The organism is Brevibacterium sp. LAARM2_SD2, assembly GCF_057364785.1.
The window spans coordinates 1-17,958 of record NZ_JBNFOM010000026.1 but is presented as its reverse complement, the minus strand read 5'-3'; the positions used below and the strand labels follow the sequence as shown (position 1 = coordinate 17,958).

The window sequence follows — 17,958 nt, the reverse complement described above, 5'->3', positions numbered from 1 at the left end:
GGTGGGCGTGGATGGTGGCGGGTCCGGCGTCGAGGCCTGCTTCGGTGAGTTCGGTGCGGATTCGTCTGATCTCGGCGATGGTCGGCGGGGGTGTGGCTGCGGGGTGGGTGCGGGGTCTGCGGGATTTGGGGTAGAACGCGGCGTCGCCTTCTCGTCTCCACTGTCTCAGGAGTTTGGAAACACTCGATGGGGAGACGTTGTAGGCGCGTGCGGCTTGGGCTTGGGTCATGGTTCCCGTGGTCACCGCGCGGATGATCTGTGCTCGGGTGCTCATTCCCCATCATGGGCTGCTGGGGTGTTGACGATGTATTGAGACATGTGTTGACGATGTCGTGAGACTCAACACCACCGCTTCCGCTGACGAAATGCGCTGCGACATCGACGGATGTCGCAGCGCATTTCTGCGTTCCGGACCGATTCGGAAGGATGCCGGACGGTGCCCTGTCACGGCCGGCCGCCTCGGCGACATAATGTGACGCGAAACCGGACCGAATTCATACTTTTGTGTGAGGCGGCCGGTCGAGAACGTTGGTACCTTACGAAGGTCTGGTCGCTGCGCCCCCGCGCAGCGGCTGTGCAGCACCCCCGCGTCGACCCGGCGCAATCCCCACCGCGAGGCGGCGCAACGACGCTCCGAGCCTGCGCGATCGCCCCAGCGGATGCCCCAGTGTCCGCGGTTCGGCCCTCAGCATCCGTGGGCCGACGCAACTCAGCGTCCGCGGACTGATGGACCAGAACCCACTGCCCGGCCCGCCCCGTCAGTCGGCCGTCTTCCCGGGCTGAGCAGACCCCGCACCAGGCCCCGAGCCGGTTCCCGCGTCCGCTGCCGCACCGTCCTCCGGAACCTCGGGCTCCGACATGTCGGCGTCGGCCTCGGGATCGTCGAAGCTGCGGACCGTGCGCTTGAAGCCGCGCGTGAGGACCGCGAGGTAGACGACGCCGACGGCCAACCACACGAGCCCGCCGATGAGCGCCGTCTCATGCAGGCTCACCCAGAGCACTCCCGTGAGGATCGCCCCGATGGCGGGCATGACGACGTAGCTGAACGCCGACTTGGCGTCGACGACCTGACGGGTGCGGAACGCGTAGTGGGCGATGACCGTGAGGTTGACGAAGGTGAACGCGATGAGCGCCCCGAAGTTGATGAGCGCGGAGATGAACTCGAGGCTGAATGACATCGCGAAGAGGCACACGAGGCCGACGAGGACGATGTTGAACACCGGCGTGTGCGTCTTCGGGTTGATGTAGCCGAACGCCTTGCGCGGCAGCACCCCGTTGCGTCCCATGACGAGCAGCATGCGCGACACCGAGGCGTGCGAGGCGAGCCCCGAGGCCACGGTCGCCGCGAACGCGGCGGCGACGAAGAAGAGCTGGAACAGCGGCCCGCCGGTGAGCAGCCCGATCTCCGGCAGCGGATCGTCGACGATCGTGAACTGCGAGTTGTCCGGGTAGAGCAGCTGCGTGATGTAGCTCGCGATGAGGAAGATGCCGCCGCCGGCGAGCACGGTGATGAGGATCGCCTTGGGCATGAGATTGACGTGCTTGGCCTCGTTCGTATACATCGTCACCGCATCGAAGCCGATGAAGGAGAAGCACACGACCGTCGCCCCGGTGAGCACCGCGGTGAACTCGACCCCGTCGTGGATGAACGGCTCGGGGCTGAAGACCGTGCCCGCGCCCTCACCGGCATTGAGCTGGGCGATCGCGAGCGCACAGTAGGTGACCATGAGGACGAGGGAGAAGATGAGGAGGATCGCGTTGATGTTCGCCGTGCCCCGCATCGACGACAGGACGATGCCGGTCATGATGACCGTGTAGGCGACGACCCAGATCCACGGCGGTGCGTCGGGCACCATCGATTCCATGTAGAGGCGGATGATGAGGCAGTTGACCATCGGCAGCAGGAGGTAGTCCATGAGCGAGGTCCACCCGACGAGGAACCCGAGCCCCGGTGTCATGGTCTCGCGCGTGTACGTGTACGCCGAGCCCGCCGTGGGGAAGACCCGGACCATCTTCCCGTAGCTGAACGCCGTGAACACCATGACGACGAGCGCGGTGAGATAGGCCGCCGGCACGCCCCGTTCGTCTCGTCCGAGACGATCCCGAACGTGTCGAAGACGACCGTCGGCGTCATGTACCCGAGCCCGAGCCCGACGATGGACCACAGTCCCAGGTTCCGTTTGAGCGATCCTGATGCCGCCATATCAATCCTCCCCGATGAGTCTTGCCGTGAGCGGCGCTGAGCAGCGTCCCCACGCGGGCGCAGATGTGACCTGCGCCATGCCGATGGTAATGCACTTCAACGAAAAGCGAAATCGTGACCACGGATAGAGAAGACCACCTCGCCGAGGCGGCGCTTGAGGTGTGCGAAATCCGTTGCGTCTGATGCGGCTTGAGTGATCACAAGGTCAGTGGTGCAATCAATTGTCGAACGATCTTTCAGTTTTCCGGGTTTGGGAGTAGGTTGGGCGGAGGAACTCACCGCCATCACCGTTGCTCGACGAGGAGAGACCCGCACCGATGCCGATCGAAACGCTCAGCCCCCAACAGTCCCGCGCGTGGCAGGACAGGGTCCTCCCACCGGTCGAGCAGACCGCCGACGGAGTGTGGGCGATCCCGGTGCCGATTCCGAACAACCCGCTCGTCTACACGTTCTGCTACGCGCTCGCCGACGGCGACGGCGTCGTCCTCATCGACCCGGGCTGGGACGGGTGGGACCAGTACCTCGCGCTCACCTCGGCGCTGGCCGACCTCGGCTTCGCCGTGCGCGACATCCACGGCGTCGCGATCACCCACTACCACCGCGACCACATCGGACTCGTCCCCGCGCTCATCAAGGAGAACCCGGCGATGTGGGTGGCACTCCACGGCGAGGACCTGCGCGCGGTCAAGCGCTTCGCCTCACGGGCCGTCGACCTCGGCACGGGCACCGATCCGAACCTCAACATCGCCCGCGCCTACGGGGTGCCCGAGGAGCGCTGGCACGAGGTCGAATCCCTCCAGGTCAGCAGGCCGGCGAAGCGCGAGGACGGACCCGGACGCGAGCGCGATCCCTTCGCCCTCCAACTCGCGCAGCTGCCGGACACGCTGCGCATCCTCGAGGACGGAGCGACCCTGCCGCTCGAGACCGGACGCCTCGACGCCCTGTGGACCCCCGGCCACACCTACGGGCACACGGCCTTCGTCCGCGAAGGCGAACTCCTCTTCTCCGGCGACCACGTCCTGCCGACGATCACGCCGAACATCGGCCTCGACAGCGGCTCGATCACGCACAGCCTCGGCGACTATCTCGGATCGCTCGAGAAGATGGGCACGCTCGCTGCCGACATCGCCGTCCTGCCCGCGCACGGCTTCCGGTTCCGCGGCCTCCACGAGCGCCAGCGGGAGCTCGTCGAGCACCACCGCGAGCGCCTCGCCGAGATCGACGCACGGATGAGCGAGACCGACGACCATTCCGTCTACTCGATCGCCCAGGGCCTGCACTGGGCCCGCGGATTCGACCAGCTCCACCACTTCAACCTCTTCGCCGCGCTCGCCGAGACCGCCGCGCACATGCACTACCTCGACCTCGACGTCGGCACGGGCTCCCTCGTCGGGAATCGGTGAGGAAGGACCCGCCGGCACCGTTTTCCCGGTGACCGTGCGGACCGGCACCGCAGCGCCTCACTGCCCACCGCCTCGGCGTGAGCGCGAACAGACCGCGATGTGGGCACGTGGGTCACCTGCTCCCGCGATGCGCGAAGATGACCGGCAACCCGAACGGAGGAGCCTCCCGTGACGACACAGCGACCCGCCGATGCCGCGCAGTCGGCGACCGAGTCCCACGATGCCCCGGGCATGCAGTCGAGCCCGATGCGCGGATGACGGCGGACTTCGTGCCCGCCGCCGCGGTGCGTCCGGAGGTCTTCGTCTCCCGCGCCGGAGACCACATCCAGCGCGGGCTGCAGCGCGGCCGCGAACTGCGCACCGGGATCGGCGCGGCGATCGCCGGCTACCAGCGGTACTTCGCCCACCTCGGCATCACCGAGGTCGACGCCCGCCATGCCGCCGACGACAGCTATGCGCGCCTGCAGGCGTGGGCACCGGAGGCCGCCGCTGAGATCTCCGCGGTCGCCGAGGGCTCCGGGCGCACCGTCACCGAGATCATGGAGGTCATCGCCCGCACGGAGATCATGACGCTCGCCAAGGCGGCCCCCACCGAGTGCTCGACGGTGACCCGGGTCGTGCCGGGGGCGACGGTCTCGGCGCAGACCTGGGACTGGCTCGCCGACTTCTCGACGCTGTGGCACATCGGCGACGTCGGGGCCGTGCCCGGCCAGCTGCGCCACGTCGGCATCGCCGAGTACGGGATGCTCGGCAAGATCGGCCTCAATGAAGCCGGCGTCGGCGTCCACCTCAACATCCTCAAGCACGCGGACGACCGGGCCGGGGGAGTGCCCGTCCACGCCGTCCTCGACCGGGTGCTCTCGACCGCGCACACCCTCACCGAGGCGGTGGAGATCATCCGCTCCGCCCCGACCTCATCGTCGTCGGTCATCACCGTCGTCACCGCCGAGGCGGCCGTCCAGGTCGAGATCGCCGGGGAGGCCAAGCGCGAACTCCGCCCCGGGGACCCCGCGGGACCGGCGACGCGAGGCCTGCCGACACCGAGGCGGCGCTCGCCGAGGCCGACGTCCTCCTCCACACGAACCACTTCCTCCACCCCGACCTGCAGACCGGAGCGATGGAGCTGCGCGCGGACTCGAGCTCACGGCCGCGCTACGACTTCCTCGCCGCCCGCACCGCTGCCGCAATCGCCGCGGGGAACCCGCCGGAGACGACGGCCGACCTCGTCGCCCTCCTCACCTCGGGGCCGGGGGATCCGCCGGTGAGCTGCACACCGGAGCCCGGGGCCGCCTACGGGGATCGGCCGGCGACCCTCGTCACGGTGCAGATCGACCCGGGTGCGAAGACGATCGAGCTCGCACCCGGGTCACCGGCCGACGGCCTCCACGGCAACCGCCGCTTCCAGCTCTGACCCGGCGCCGGCCGCTCCGGGGCCTGACGAGTTTGCGCCAGCTGAATCTGAGATGGCCAGTACCGGTCGTGGCCATCTCAGGTTCAACTGGCGCAAATCCGCGTTCAACACGCGCAAACCCGCCCCGGGGCCTGACGAGCGCGGGCCGTCACCTCATTCGGCGGACTTCTCCGCCTCCTCGGTGCGCATCTCGATGATCGTGTCGAGGCCCTTCGCGATCGCCTCGGGGTCGTCCAGGGCGGCCTGGGCGAGCTTCCACGGGACGATGTCGAGGTTCTGGTCGCCGATGACGAAGCGGATGAACGGCTGCTGGCTGCGGGGGTCGTCGGCTTCGAGCTCGGCCCCGTAGCGCCACTGCCCGAGCCCGATGCGCCGGATCGTCTCGCCGATGAAGCGCATCGCCCCGCCGACGAAGGCGATCTCGTCGTCGGCCATCATCTCGTCGCGGGAGTCGTATCGGACGTTCAGCTGCTTGCCGAGCCGGATGAGACTGTCGCGGTCGAGGGCCCACGACTGCGGGTCGGCCTGTTCCTTCGTCCACGAGGCGATGCCCGGCTCGACGGTGCCGAGGAAGCGGGAGAGGAACTCGACCTCCTCCTCGGAGGAGTTCTCGGACGTGAGCATCCCGATCGACAGACCCGTCGAGGTCCGCCGCGGGCTGCCGTCGCCGCCGAGCTCCTGGCGGGCACGGTCGAGCACGGCAGTGAAGATCCCGCCGGTGCGCTGGTCGACGGCGGTGAGGACGACGGCGACGAGGGGGATCGGCTCGCCCTTGGTCGGCCCGTCGGCATTGTCGGGGCGGATGAACGGCATCCCGTTGCCCGTCGTCTCATCGTGGTCCCACGCCCCGCCGATGGCGCGCAGATACGTCTCGCCGAGGTAGCGGATGAGCCCTTCGACGAAGCGGTGGTTGTCGGGGGAGACGACCTCGTCGGGGTTCGCGAACCGGGAGAGCACGAAGTGCTCGATGAGAGGCAGGGACTCCGGGCTCATGTCCTTGCGGAAGGGCGCCTGGGTGCCGTCCTCCTGTTCGACGGACTGAGGGAGGTCCGCGAGCACGAACGCGCCGAGGCGGACGTCCATGTTGTTGATGAAGGCCGTGTATTCACGCTGAAGTTCAGTCACGCCCTCCACCTTAGCCGCTGGAGCTCAGGCCTCAGGGGTCGCGCAGTCGGTGAAATCGAGGAACCGGAGGAGAACCTCGACGATGAGGCCCGGGTCGATGTCGACGGGGTCGCGCAGTTCGCGTCCGGCGGCGGACTGCAGCGAGAGGTGGGTGAAGAGGGAGATGAGGATCGTCAGCAGGCTGTCGAGCGGGATCGTCGGCACCGCGCCGACGTTCTCGATCGCCGTGCGCACGAGCCGGGCGAGCCTCTCCCGGCGACCGGCGTCGATCTCCTGATAGCGCGCGTAGAGCTCCGGGACCCGCAGGCAGTAGAGCTCGACCTCCTGTTCGGCGATCGCATCGGCGACGGTGTGGAGCTTCTCGGTGAAGATCTCCTCGACGAACTGCGTGAGCAGCGGCCTGATCTCCGCGGCGTCGGTGTCGTCGAGCTGCTCCTTCCACCGCTGGATCGTCGCATCGAGGCGGTCGAGGGTCTCGGCGGCACGGATCTCGAGGGTCGCGAGGACGAGGTCGTCGCGGCTGGAGAAGTTCGAGTAGAACGCGCCGCGGGTCAGGCCGCCGGCTTCGCAGATCTCCTCGATCGACGCTCCTTCGATGCCCTTGACCGCGAACACGGAGACGCCGGCCTCGACGAGGGTGGACCGGGTCCGTCGCCTGCGGTCGCTGAGGTTCTCGGTGTTCATCGCGTGTCAGTCTCGCCCGTCTCTCGTCACCCGGCTGGTCCGCCTCCCGGCCGGGACGGCCCGGCCGAAACTGGGCATCCCATGGGAAATCACACGATTCTCTCATACTGATTTGCGCTCGAGAGGCGTTGTCCACAAGAATACATGACTGTATCCAATACACTTTTGTATCGAGGTCTTCGTGTCGACATTTCTCTACGCCCTCGGGCGCCGGGCCTTCCGCCAGCCGGTGCGCTTCATCGCTCTCTGGCTGGTCATCCTCGGCCTCGTCGCCGCCGGCGTCGCCGCCTTCGCCGAGGACTTCGATGACGACTTCACGCTCCCGGGCTCGGAGGCGCAGGTCGCCCTCGACGCGATGAAGGCGACCTTCCCCGAGGCGGCCGGCACCTCGGCGTCGGTCATCGTCGTCGCCCCCGACGGACAGTCCGTCACCGACCCCGACTACCGGGACGGGATCGAGCAGGCCGTCGACGACCTCGGCGAGCTGCCCAACGTCGACGCCGTGACCTCACCGTTCGACGATATGGTCGAGGGCGCGATCAGCGACGACGCGCAGGCGGCGATGATCTCCGTCCAATACGACGGGACCCTCCAGGAGGTCGGCGGGGAGACCGCCTCGAACGCCCTGACGGCCGCCCTCGACCCCATCCGCGCGGACCTGCCCGGCGCCCAGGTCGAGGCCGGCGGTGAGCTCTTCCAGATCACCGGGGTGCACGTGTCCTGGGTCGAAGGCGTCGGCGTCGTCATCGCCTTCATCGTCCTCCTCCTCACCCTCGGCTCGTTCCGGGCCGCGGGCATGCCGCTCATCACCGCGCTCATCGGCGTCGGCATCTCCGTCCTCCTCGTCGTCGGCTCGACGGCGTTCGGACCGGTGAACTCCTCGTCGATCATGCTCGCCCTCATGCTCGGCCTCGCCGTCGGCATCGACTACGCGCTCTTCATCGTCTCCCGCGCCCGCTCGCTCCTCGCCGAAGGCCTCGAACCCCAGGAGGCTGCGGGACGGGCGACCGCGACCGCCGGATCCGCCGTCGTCTTCGCCGGGCTCACCGTGATGATCGCCCTCCTCGGCCTCTCCCTGGCCGGCATCCCGTTCCTCACCGTCATGGGCATCGGCGCCTCGGGCGCCGTGGCGATTGCCGTGATGATCTCCCTGACGATGGTCCCCGCACTGCTCGGCATCGCGAAGGGGAAGATCACCCCGAAGCCCTCCCGCCGGTACCGGAAGGCCATGGCCCGCGCCGAGGCGGCCGCCGCCTCCGGGGGACCCGATCCCCGCACCGATCCCGCCGTCCTCGCCGAGGCGGGCGAGCCCTATCCGGCCACCCGCACCGACCGGTTCTTCGCCGGCTGGCTGTCCCTGGTGACGAAGGCGCCGATCGTGACGATCGTCCTCATCGTCGGAGGCCTCAGCCTCTTCGCGATCCCCGCCTCCCAGCTCCAGCTCTCCCTGCCCACCGCCGGCAGCCAGGAGGAGGGCAGCCCGGCGCGGACGACGTACGACCTCATCGAGGAGCACTTCGGCCCCGGCTTCAACGGACCGCTGGTGATGACGAGCCAGATCGTCACCTCCGACGACCCGCTCGGCGACGTCGAGGACATCGAGGAGCGCATCGCCGCGGTCCCCGGCGTCGACGAGGTCGTGCTCGCCACACCGAACCGGGATGCGACCTCCGCGCTCTTCCAGATCATCCCGACGACCGCCTCGGACGACCCGGCGACCCTCGACACCGTCAACCGACTCCGGGACCTGAGCACCCAGATCGAGGACGACTACGGCTTCGAGACCGCCGTCACCGGGGCCACGGCCATCCAGATCGACGTCTCCGATCAGCTCGGCAAGGCGCTCGTGCCCTTCGGCATCTTCGTCGTCGGCCTCTCGATCATCCTCCTCACGATCGTCTTCCGCTCGATCGCCGTACCGCTCAAGGCCACAGGCGGGTTCTTCCTCTCGGTCTTCGCCTCCTTCGGTTCGGTCGTCCTCGTCTTCCACGAGGGGTTCCTCGCCGGCCCCCTCGGGATCGACCAGACCGGGCCGGTCATCAGCTTCCTGCCGATCATCCTCATGGGCATCCTCTTCGGCCTCGCGATGGACTACGAGGTCTTCCTCGTCTCCGGGATGCGCGAGGCCTACGTCCACGGGGCGAGTGCGACCGCGGCGATCCGGGCGGGCTTCATGTCCTCGGCCCGCGTCGTCTCCGCCGCCGCCGTCATCATGTTCTCCGTCTTCGCCGCCTTCGTCCCCGCCGGTGAGCCGATCATCAAATCGATCGCGCTGGCGCTCGCCGCAGGCATCTTCGTCGACGCTTTCCTCGTGCGGATGTCGCTCGTGCCCGCGATCATGCAGCTCCTCGGCGACAAGGCGTGGTGGCTGCCGACGTGGCTCGACCGGATCCTTCCCCGCCTCGACGTCGAAGGGGAGGGGCTCGCCCACGAGGTGGCGCTGCGCGACTGGCCCGAACCGAACTCGCCCTACCGGATCTACGGGCGCGGTCTCGGGGTGAGCGCCGGCGGCAGGGGCTTCTCCCACGTCGACCTCGCACTCCTGCCCGGGCAGACGCTCGTCGTCAGCGGCACCGACCGGACCGCGCTGCTCCTCGCGCTCACCGGGCGTGTGCCCCTGAGCGCAGGCGAACTGAAGATCGGATCCCTTGTCCTCCCCGAACACGCGGGCAAGGTCAGGCGCACGGTGCCGTTCTTCGACCTCGGCAGGGTGGGAACACCGGCACCGGGAGCCGGGGAGATCGCCCGACTGCGGACGGATCCACCGGATCTCCTCGTCATCGACGGCGCCGAGGCGCTCGCGCGCAGTCAGGGACGGTACCTCGCCGACGCCCTGCCCGAGCTCACCGCCGACGGCACGGCTCTCGTCCTCGCCCTGCCGGACGCGGACGTGCGCGGCATCCTCGCACCGAACGCGGACTACCTCCACCTCGATCTCGAGGCCGCCGCCGTCGGTGCGGCGGCCGACGGCGATGCGACCGCTGTCGGTGCGACGGCCGACGGCGAAGCGACCGCGGTCGACGATCCGGACGACCGCCTCGGCGGGAGCCCCACGGCAGGCGAGGACCGCCTCGGCGAGAGAGGCGATGGACCCGGCGTGCGCGCCGATGACTTCAACAGGGAAGGCGTACAGTCATGAGACTTGAGCGAGCGAACTCGAAGAGGCCTGTGACCTGGGTGTCCTTCGCAGGCCTCGTGCTCATCCCCATCATCGTGGCCGCCGGATTCATCCTCGCCACGTGGAAGAGCAGCGACCGCCTCGAGACGATCGACGCGGCCATCGTCAACAACGACGACGGCGCGGAGGTCGACGGGAAGACCGTGCCCATCGGCCGTGAACTGACCAGCGGACTCGTCGGCGAGACGGAGAACAACATCCACTGGGTCATCACCGACGAGGCGGACGCGGAGAAGGGTCTCGCCGACGGCACGTACGCGGCGCGGCTGACGATCCCCGAGGGGTTCTCCCGGGCGGTCACCTCGGTCTCGGATGCGAAGTCCGCGACGCAGACCCAGCTCGACGTCGACGTTTCCGGGGTCGTCCCGGCCAGCGACCAGCTCATCTCCCGTTCGGTCGCCGAGGTGGCCCGGACGACGTTCAACACGTCGATGACCGAGAACTACCTCGACAACATCTACCTCGGCTTCAACGACATCGGCACGCAGATGCGCAAGCTCGGCGATGCCGCGGGCGAACTCGACGACGGAGCCCAGCAGCTCTCCTCGGGCACCCGGCAGTCCGCCGACGGCGCCGGAGAGCTTGCCGACGGAATGGGCCAGCTCGACGAGTCGGGCGGTGAGCTGAACAAGGCTGCCGGGGACCTCGCGAAGGGCGCGGGCGATCTTGCCGAAGGCACCTCGGGGCTCGCAACCGGCCTCGACACCATGAAGACGCAGACGAAGGACCTGCCGGAGAACGCGCAGAAGCTCGCCGACGGCGCCGACGAGCTCTCGACCGGAGCCGACGACCTCTCGAAGGGGGCCGGGGACCTCTCCGACGGCGTCGACGAGTACACGACCTCGATCGACAAGATCATCAGGGGACTCTCCGGGTCGGGGGCCGGCGGCTCGGGCTCCGGTGAGGGCGGCCTCGACGACCTCATCGACGGGGCGAAGGACCTCGACAAGGGCGCCCAGGGCGTCGCGGAAGGGGCCAGCGGGCTCTCCGACGGACTGGGGTCGTACCGAGACGGGCTGCAGAAGGGCGCCGACGATGCCGACCAGCTGGCGCAGTCGAACCCGGGCCTCGACGGTCTTGTCAGCGCGGGAATGATCTCGAGCGGCGAGGCCGACCAGATCCGGGCACAGCTGTGCCCGGCGGGCACCCCCGACGAGGTCTGCGCCGGGATGGAGAAAGCCTACGCACAGGGGCTGCTCAACGGCACCTCGGGTGGGCTGGACTCAGCCGTCGACGGCCTCGGCTCGACCGACGACAAGCAGTCCCTCCTCGGCGGGGCGGCGTCCCTCAAGGACGGCAGCGCCGAACTCAGCTCGGGGATGAGCGAGTTCGCGAAGGGGCTCGAGAAGGGCCTCGGTGACCTCGCGAAGGGGATGAAGGACATCACCGACAACGCGCCGAAGCTCCTCGAGGCCTCGAAGGGGCTGCGCGAGGGGGCGTCCGGGGTCGCCGACGGCAATGCCAAGCTCGCCGAAGGAGCCTCCGACCTCAGTGACGGCACCCAGCAGCTCGCCGACGGGATGCCCAAGCTCACCGACGGCATCGCCGAGGCCGCTGACGGTGCCGGGAAGCTCGATGACGGTGCCGGGAAGCTCGCCGAGGGCGCCGACCAGTTCGCCGGCGGTGTCGGGAAGTACACGACGGGTGTGTCCCAGGCGGCGACGGGATCGCAGGACCTTGCGGGCGGACTCGACCAGCTCGCCGACGGATCGGAGAAGTACTCCGACGGCGTCGGGGAGTTCTCCGACGGCGTCCAGGACGGTGCCGACGAGGTGCCCTCGTACACGGCCCCGGAACGGGACACGCTGTCGACGGTCGCCGCGGCGAACATCGAGGCACCGGACACGGATTCGGTGACGAACCTGCTCACCGGGTCGACGATCGCCCTGCTCATCATGCTCGCCCTCTGGGTCGGCGGACTCGTCACCTACACCGTGCTCAAGCCCATCCCGTCCTCGACGCTGCTGTCGACGCAGTCCTCGGTCCTCGTGTGGCTGCGCGGGCTGGTGCCGGGCGTCGCCGTCGGGCTCGTCCAGGCGCTCGTGCTCGCGATCCTCGCGGTCACCGTCATGGACATCGACGCGATCCAGGGCTTCGACATCGCGGTCCTCACGTTCGTCTCCGCGATCGTGTTCATGATCCTCAACTTCGCGCTCGTCGCGTGGCTTGGGGGAGTGGGCAGATTCCTCTCGGTGATCGCGGTCGTCCTCGCCGTCGCCGGTCGCACGATCGGCGCGGTGCCCGAGTTCTTCACGTTCATCGCCCCGCTGCTGCCGCTGACCCCGGCGATGAACGGGTTCGCAGCGATCGCCGCGGGCACCCCGGGACTGGCCGCGGCGTACGGTGGGCTGCTCGCGTGGGCGGTCATCGGCCTCGTGGCCTCGCTGCTCGCGATCGTGCGGGCGCGCACGACGAAGCCGGAGGCCGCCCTCGCCATGGCGTAGGCCGGAGCCTGCCACCCGCCCGCTCGATCCAGCCTTCCGTCCGCTCGTTGCAACCACCCGTCCGCTCGATCCACAGTTGGCACGGATTCCGCGTCGCCCGCGACGCGGATTCCCGGCTGCGCGTGGATCGAGAGTGCCGGAGCGATCAGCTTGTTCCAGCAGCGACCGGGTTCGTCGGCCCGGGCCTCAGATGAGGTCGAGGATCGCCTCGGCGGCAGCGTGCGAGTCCGCGAGAGTCGTCGCATCGGAGTCGGGGTTGGCCGCGATCGCAAGACCCCACTGGACCGAGGAGAGCTGGATCGACAGTGCGAAGCGACGCGGATGGGCCGAACCCTCCTCGTCGATCGTGCGGTAGGGGCGCTCCGTGACCGCGAGACCGCTCAGCCGCTTCTCGCGACCGTCGTCCAAGGTCAGGCGGGCCGGGGTGAGCTGACCGCGGTCGACCATCCCGTGGATGAGGACATCGGCGGCGAGAGCGAGGGAGTTCGTCGGGGAGGCGGCATCGATGACGACGCTTCCCGTGATCGTTCCTCCCATCCTCGCCGAGGTTACCGCGAAGATCTGCGGGAGAGGATCGTCGTCAGCACCGGAGTCCACCGATGCTGCGGATTCCACCGATGCTGCGGGATCCTGTGCGGTCGAACTCTGCGGGTCCGTCTCCACCGAGTACTCGGGGTTCTCGCCGATGTGCATATCGGGGCCGATGAAGCGGACGACGTCCGCCTCGGCGAGGGCGATGAGTTCGGCGATCCGCCTCGGCGGGGGACCGTCGCAGATTCCGGACACGAAGCCCTCGAACCAGCCGCGGATCTCCATGTCGACGCTCACCGGATCGATGTGGCCAGCGGCGATGAGCTCCTTGAGAAGGAGCCTCGACTGCCAGAGGACCATGAACAGCGCTTTGACCGGGCTGTCCTTGGGGCCGGCGAGCGAGTCGCGCAGGTCGGTGCGGAGGAAGTCGAGCATCCAGTCGTGGAGGGAGTCCGGTTCGCCGGGTTCGCGGCTTGAGAACTCGAGCCCGTCGAGCGGGTCGAGGAGATCGTGGAGCGACATCCGGTGAGCCGGATCGGGGACGAGCTCCTCTTCGATCTCCGCCCAGGCGAAGGCCTCACGCGTGACACGGCCCTGGCGGGAGGAGTCGCTCGCCGACTCGGCCTCCGGGTGGGTCTCCTGCCAGGTGCGGCGGGTCAGGTGGCGGGAGACCGCCTCGGCGATGGCTTCGCGCAGGCGCCCGGGATCGTCGGCGAACGCGTCGGGATCCGTGCGCGCGAGCGTGCGGTAGTAGGCGAAGCGGAGGTCGGCGAGGATGAGCGGCCACAGCTGGTCGTTGAAGCGGGCCCCGGCCCGGCGTTCGCCCTCGAGATCGTCGATGCCGGCGAGGAGGGCGACATTCTCCTTCGTGAAGTACCGCAGCGGCCAAGCCGAGCGCGGATGCTCGTGGCTGATCGGCTTGCTCCGGTAGGGGATGCCGCGCCGGGAGCCGAGGAAGAGGGCGGGTTCCTTCCCGCTCGGGAGGTAGCGGACGGTCCCGGAGGCGGTCGAGGTCGCGGAGTTATCGGACCATGCGTCGGACTCCGCGGCGGACTCCGCGGCGGATGCGCCGGCGTCCGACGTGCCGGCGCCATCTGACGTGCCGGCGTCGACGAAGCTGCCGCCGCGCTCGATCGTCAGCAGCGTCTGGACGTCGAAGTAGTTGAGCCCCATGCCCCGGACGAGGACGCGCGCGTGGGCGGGGATCTCGTCGAGCGGGGCTTCGGCCGGGAGGCTCTGGGGGATGTAGATCCCGCCTGAGCGCTGGGCGAAGGCGGCGAGACGGGCACGCTCCTCGGTCGGAGTGCTGGGGATGTGGCCGACGGCGAGGACGACGGCTGCGGCGATGATCGTCGTTCCGTCCTCGCACCGGATGAGCTGAGGGGGAACCGCCTCGGCGGGGTCACCGGGAAGGTCGACGGCGGGAAGGTCGATGACCGACTCGGCGCGGGTGCGGTGTTCGACGATCTGGATGAAATCGGGGGCGGAGTCGCGGATCCGGGCGTAGGCGTCGCTGAGGTACTCCCCGTAGAGGGTGCGGCTGGGGAACGTCGAATCGACGGGCTCGGTGCCGCCGGATGCGCGGTACCACTCGGCCATCGACGGACCGAACGGAGAGCGGCCGGCCGCATCGGGGGAGGGGACCGCCGCCCCGGTGGAGGAGGCGGACGCCACGGAGGAGCTGTCGGTGGACCCGGGGGTGCGGTCGTCGGGGCGGGCCGCGTCACCGGCATCGATCGCCTCGGCGAGGAAGGAGCAGCTGCCGTCGGGGAAGATCGTCTGTTCGCCGATCGTCGTGTTCATGAGCAGGCTCGTCGGCTGGTCGGTGCGCCAGACGATGCCCGCACCCGGTGGGTACGGGTCGACGAGGTGGATGACGATCGGTCCGCGCGCGGGATCCCAGCGGCGGGCACCGAGGGCGACGAGTCGCTCGAGGACGCTCAGCCCGCGTGGGCCGACCCCGATGATCGCGACGGAGTGGTCGGCGCTCACTCCTGGTCTCCGGCGCCCGGGCCGGGGTAGCCGGGCCAGGGGTCACCGGGCTGGTAGTCCTTGGGGTAGCACTTGCCCTCGGCGTTGGGTTCGCCGGGCACACCCGAGTCATCGGTCGAGGTTCCCGCACCGTCGCCGCTCGGGGCATCGGTGCCGGTCTCGACGTCCTGGCTGTGGTCCTGCTGGCCCTGGTCCTCCGAGGACTCCGAGGACTCTGAAGAGTCACCGGAGTCGGTGGCTCCGTCAGTCTTCGACGGGTCGTTCGTCGGGCGCGGCGATTCGGCGCCGTCGGAGGCACCCTTGATCTCGCCCTGGATCCACTTGTGGAGGACATCGAAGTCGGGGTTGTAGGTGGGGGTGACGTCGTTGTTGATCTGGACCGTCGTCACGTCGCCCTTCTGCATGGCCACGGCGAGTTCGATGAAGGCCGGGATCTCGTTCTGGGGGATCGAGGTCGCGATGTTCTTCGTCGCCGACCCGGCGAGCTTCGGGTAGGCCGCGGCGAGCTCCTGCGGGTCGATCTGCTCGAGCGTCGTCTTGAGCATCCGCTGCTGACGGCACATGCGGTCGTAGTTGTCGCTGCCCTCACGGGAGCGGACGTACCACAGGGCCTTCTTGCCCTTGAGGTTCTGCTGACCGGGGTCGATCCAGCCGAAGACCCGGTTCGGCACTCCGGACATCGACTTGCCGCCGCCCATCGGGATGGGGCGTTCGACGTCGATGTTCACTCCGCCGATGGCGTCGACGACGTCCTCGAACCCGGCCATGTCGACCGAAGCCCAGTAGTCGAGATTGAGGCCGAGTGATCCTTCGACCGCGGCCATCGTCGCCGTCATCCCCGGTTCGAGGCCGTTCGTTTCGCCAACGGCGTCGGGATTCTGCTCGCCCCACTGCCACACGGCGTTGATGAGGTCCTCCGAGGAGTCCCCGGTGGGACGGAACCCGTTGGGCCAGACCTCGGCCTCGGGGCTGCCTTCGGGGAAGATCGGGAACGCGAGGTTGCGCGGCACGGAGATGAGGGCGGCGTTGCCGGTCTTCGTGTCGATCGAGGCGACGAGCATAGTATCCGGGCGGGTGCCCTGACGGTCGTCGCCGTTGTCGCGGCCGATGAGGAAGACGTTGATGTAGGGCTTGTCCTTCCACAGCTCCTTGGCGTCGACCGTCTTTCCAGTGCTCTCGCCGAAGAGGCTCGCGATCGTGTCGCTCTGGACGCGGGCGTAGACGGAGCCGATGCCGAAGGGGATCCCGATGATGAGGACGAGGGAGACGATGAGCACACCGGAGAGGCGGTTCTGCCAGGGCAGGTAGCGATGCCCGCGCCGGAGTCCGAGGTAGGAGAGGACGACGACGATGATCCAGATGAGACCGACGGCGACGGCGGCGAACGCGATGAAGTTGACCAGGGAGGGGCTCGCGATGATCGTGCCGATCGCGTGGACGGGTCCCTTGATGAGGAGGTAGCCGATGACGAAGAGGATCGTGAGGACGAACCCGCCGAAGACGATGAGGCCGAGCGGACGGAACCGCGTGCGCAGGAGTCCGATGCCCGGAAGCAGGGTGCTCAGCGACGTCCATCCGACAAGGCTGGGGAAGGCCTCGCCGAGGCGGGAGGAATGACGGCGGGCGCGCTCGGGACCGCCGGAGGCGGGCTTGTCACCGTCACCGTTGCCGTTGTTGCCGGAGCTGTAGCCGGAGCCGGAGCTGTTGCCCGGGGCGGGGGAGCCGGCGCTGACGGCGGTTGCCGGTGCTGCCGCTGCGGCTGTCGGAGCCGCCGCCGCGGCTGCGCGCTGCGAGCGGCGACGGCCGGAGTCGGAGTCCCGGGAGGAGCGCTGATCCTGATCTGCGCGGGAATCGTCGGCCCGCGCCGAGGCGGTTCGGGACTCAGGTGCGGAGGAGCGCCCCGCGGTCAACGTTGCCGGCGGCTGCGGCGACGCCGGCAGCGCTCGCCCCGCCGGCGGCAGCCGCGCGGAGCATCCTGCCTCACGGCGGGTGCGGGGTGCGACGGGACGCGGGGTCGGGGCTTTGGACCGGGGCGACTGCTCGTCGGACGAATCGGAGGTGGAGCCGCCTCGGCGAGAGCTGTTGAGGGAGTAGTCCCCGCGGGAATCGGAGCCGGACGGACGCGGAGGCTGGTGGGCGGCAGACGGTGGGGCCGGTTCGGAGGCCCGGCGGGTCGAGTCGGCGCCGCGCGGGGACTGCGGCGGTGCATCGGTGTGGTTCTCGGTCGAGCTGGCGGCGGCCTCGCCGCGGAAGCGGGGGCGGGATGACGCGCGGAGGCGGCGGCCTGCAGATGGAGAATCGGGGTCGCTCCCCTGAGGTCCTCTCTTGTCAGGGGGAAACTCTGGCAAGTTCTTAACTCCTCGTTGCTCATCTCGTGCGCCGCGTGTCGGGCCGTTGACGCCTCGTCTTCGGCGCAGATGTCTCCCGCAATGTCCGTCGTTGGGGGCGTATCGGAGCGCGAACCACGGGTCACATCAGGTCGATTTTACGCCCCTACATTGACGAATGCTGGAATTCGCGCGGATATGCGCCTGCGAAACCGCCCTAACATCAGCAAATGCGACGATCCTCGTACCAGCGACTATGATCAAGCCCACTCTGCCGCAGTGAACTTTGCTCTGGGAGGTTCCTTTCGCATAGGCTGGTCTTCGCAGTGTCAACTGTGGTTTCGGGGCATGCGTCGAGCGTGTCGCCCCGAGGCGAGAATCTGGAGTCGTGGCTGAGCGGCCGAAAGCATCACCCTGCTAAGGTGAAGTCCCTTGAACTGGGGACCGTGGGTTCAAATCCCACCGGCTCCGCGTTTGTGAGAAGCCCCTGCGATCCGTTTGTCTGAGCGGATCGCAGGGGCTTCTGCGTGCCCGGCTGCGGGTTATAGGCCAAAAAGTGTGTCCGTGCCGGGTGTGTCACCGACGTCGTCCGCCCCATCCTGACTGGATACCGATCCCGTCTTCCCACGAGAACCCCGTGTCATAGACGGCGGGACCTAC

The 17,958-nt window shown here is 68.8% G+C and carries 9 protein-coding genes, 1 tRNA gene and 2 pseudogenes; 6 read left to right on the top strand and 6 right to left on the bottom strand.

The annotated features are described in order from the left end of the window. Positions 1 to 118: 118 nt before the first annotated feature. Positions 119 to 274: pseudogene (locus tag AC2W7K_RS14805) on the bottom strand (helix-turn-helix domain-containing protein); the annotation flags it as partial. A 484-nt stretch (positions 275 to 758) separates the two neighbouring features. Then, positions 759 to 2,203: pseudogene (locus AC2W7K_RS14800) on the bottom strand (APC family permease). 317 nt (positions 2,204 to 2,520) lie between these two features. Here AC2W7K_RS14800 and AC2W7K_RS14795 point away from each other — a divergent pair. From AC2W7K_RS14795 to AC2W7K_RS14785, 3 genes are all read left to right on the top strand, one after another. Then, positions 2,521 to 3,606: an MBL fold metallo-hydrolase gene (locus AC2W7K_RS14795; protein WP_198499744.1), complete on the top strand. Its 1,086-nt coding sequence runs from the start codon at positions 2,521 to 2,523 to the stop codon at positions 3,604 to 3,606. A gap of 254 nt (positions 3,607 to 3,860) precedes the next feature. Further along, complete coding sequence (locus AC2W7K_RS14790; protein WP_486006339.1) at positions 3,861 to 4,871, top strand: C45 family autoproteolytic acyltransferase/hydrolase; 1,011 nt, start codon at positions 3,861 to 3,863, stop codon at positions 4,869 to 4,871. Beyond that, positions 4,868 to 5,017 (top strand): hypothetical protein, encoded by a 150-nt coding sequence (locus AC2W7K_RS14785; RefSeq protein ID WP_486006338.1) that lies wholly within the window; start codon positions 4,868 to 4,870, stop codon positions 5,015 to 5,017. The genes AC2W7K_RS14790 and AC2W7K_RS14785 overlap by 4 nt, the downstream gene beginning before the upstream one ends. Positions 5,018 to 5,170: 153 nt before the next feature. Here the strand turns inward: AC2W7K_RS14785 and AC2W7K_RS14780 are convergent, their stop codons facing one another. Further along, positions 5,171 to 6,142 carry a hypothetical protein gene (locus tag AC2W7K_RS14780; RefSeq protein WP_198499743.1) on the bottom strand — a complete coding sequence of 324 codons (972 nt, stop codon included), beginning with the start codon at positions 6,140 to 6,142 and terminating at the stop codon, positions 5,171 to 5,173. Positions 6,143 to 6,166: 24 nt separating this feature from the next. Continuing rightward, positions 6,167 to 6,826 carry a TetR/AcrR family transcriptional regulator gene (locus AC2W7K_RS14775; RefSeq protein WP_198499742.1) on the bottom strand — a complete coding sequence of 220 codons (660 nt, stop codon included), beginning with the start codon at positions 6,824 to 6,826 and terminating at the stop codon, positions 6,167 to 6,169. Positions 6,827 to 7,007: 181 nt separating this feature from the next. On the opposite strand from AC2W7K_RS14775, the gene AC2W7K_RS14770 reads away from it, so the two are divergent. Continuing rightward, complete coding sequence (locus AC2W7K_RS14770; protein WP_486006337.1) at positions 7,008 to 9,965, top strand: MMPL family transporter; 2,958 nt, start codon at positions 7,008 to 7,010, stop codon at positions 9,963 to 9,965. Next, positions 9,962 to 12,448 carry a YhgE/Pip family protein gene (locus tag AC2W7K_RS14765; RefSeq protein ID WP_040342535.1) on the top strand — a complete coding sequence of 829 codons (2,487 nt, stop codon included), beginning with the start codon at positions 9,962 to 9,964 and terminating at the stop codon, positions 12,446 to 12,448. The genes AC2W7K_RS14770 and AC2W7K_RS14765 overlap by 4 nt, the downstream gene beginning before the upstream one ends. A 186-nt stretch (positions 12,449 to 12,634) precedes the next feature. Here AC2W7K_RS14765 and AC2W7K_RS14760 read toward each other — a convergent pair whose 3' ends face one another. Together AC2W7K_RS14760 and AC2W7K_RS14755 are read right to left on the bottom strand one after the other, a co-directional pair. Then, on the bottom strand, positions 12,635 to 14,971 hold the full coding sequence (locus tag AC2W7K_RS14760) for an FAD/NAD(P)-binding protein (RefSeq protein WP_131247852.1): 2,337 nt from the start codon (positions 14,969 to 14,971) through the stop codon (positions 12,635 to 12,637). Next, complete coding sequence (locus AC2W7K_RS14755; RefSeq protein WP_486006336.1) at positions 14,968 to 16,881, bottom strand: LCP family glycopolymer transferase; 1,914 nt, start codon at positions 16,879 to 16,881, stop codon at positions 14,968 to 14,970. Before AC2W7K_RS14755 ends, AC2W7K_RS14760 begins: the two co-directional genes overlap by 4 nt. A gap of 799 nt (positions 16,882 to 17,680) precedes the next feature. Here AC2W7K_RS14755 and AC2W7K_RS14750 point away from each other — a divergent pair. Continuing rightward, positions 17,681 to 17,769, top strand: a tRNA-Ser gene (locus AC2W7K_RS14750). Positions 17,770 to 17,958: the final 189 nt, after the last annotated feature.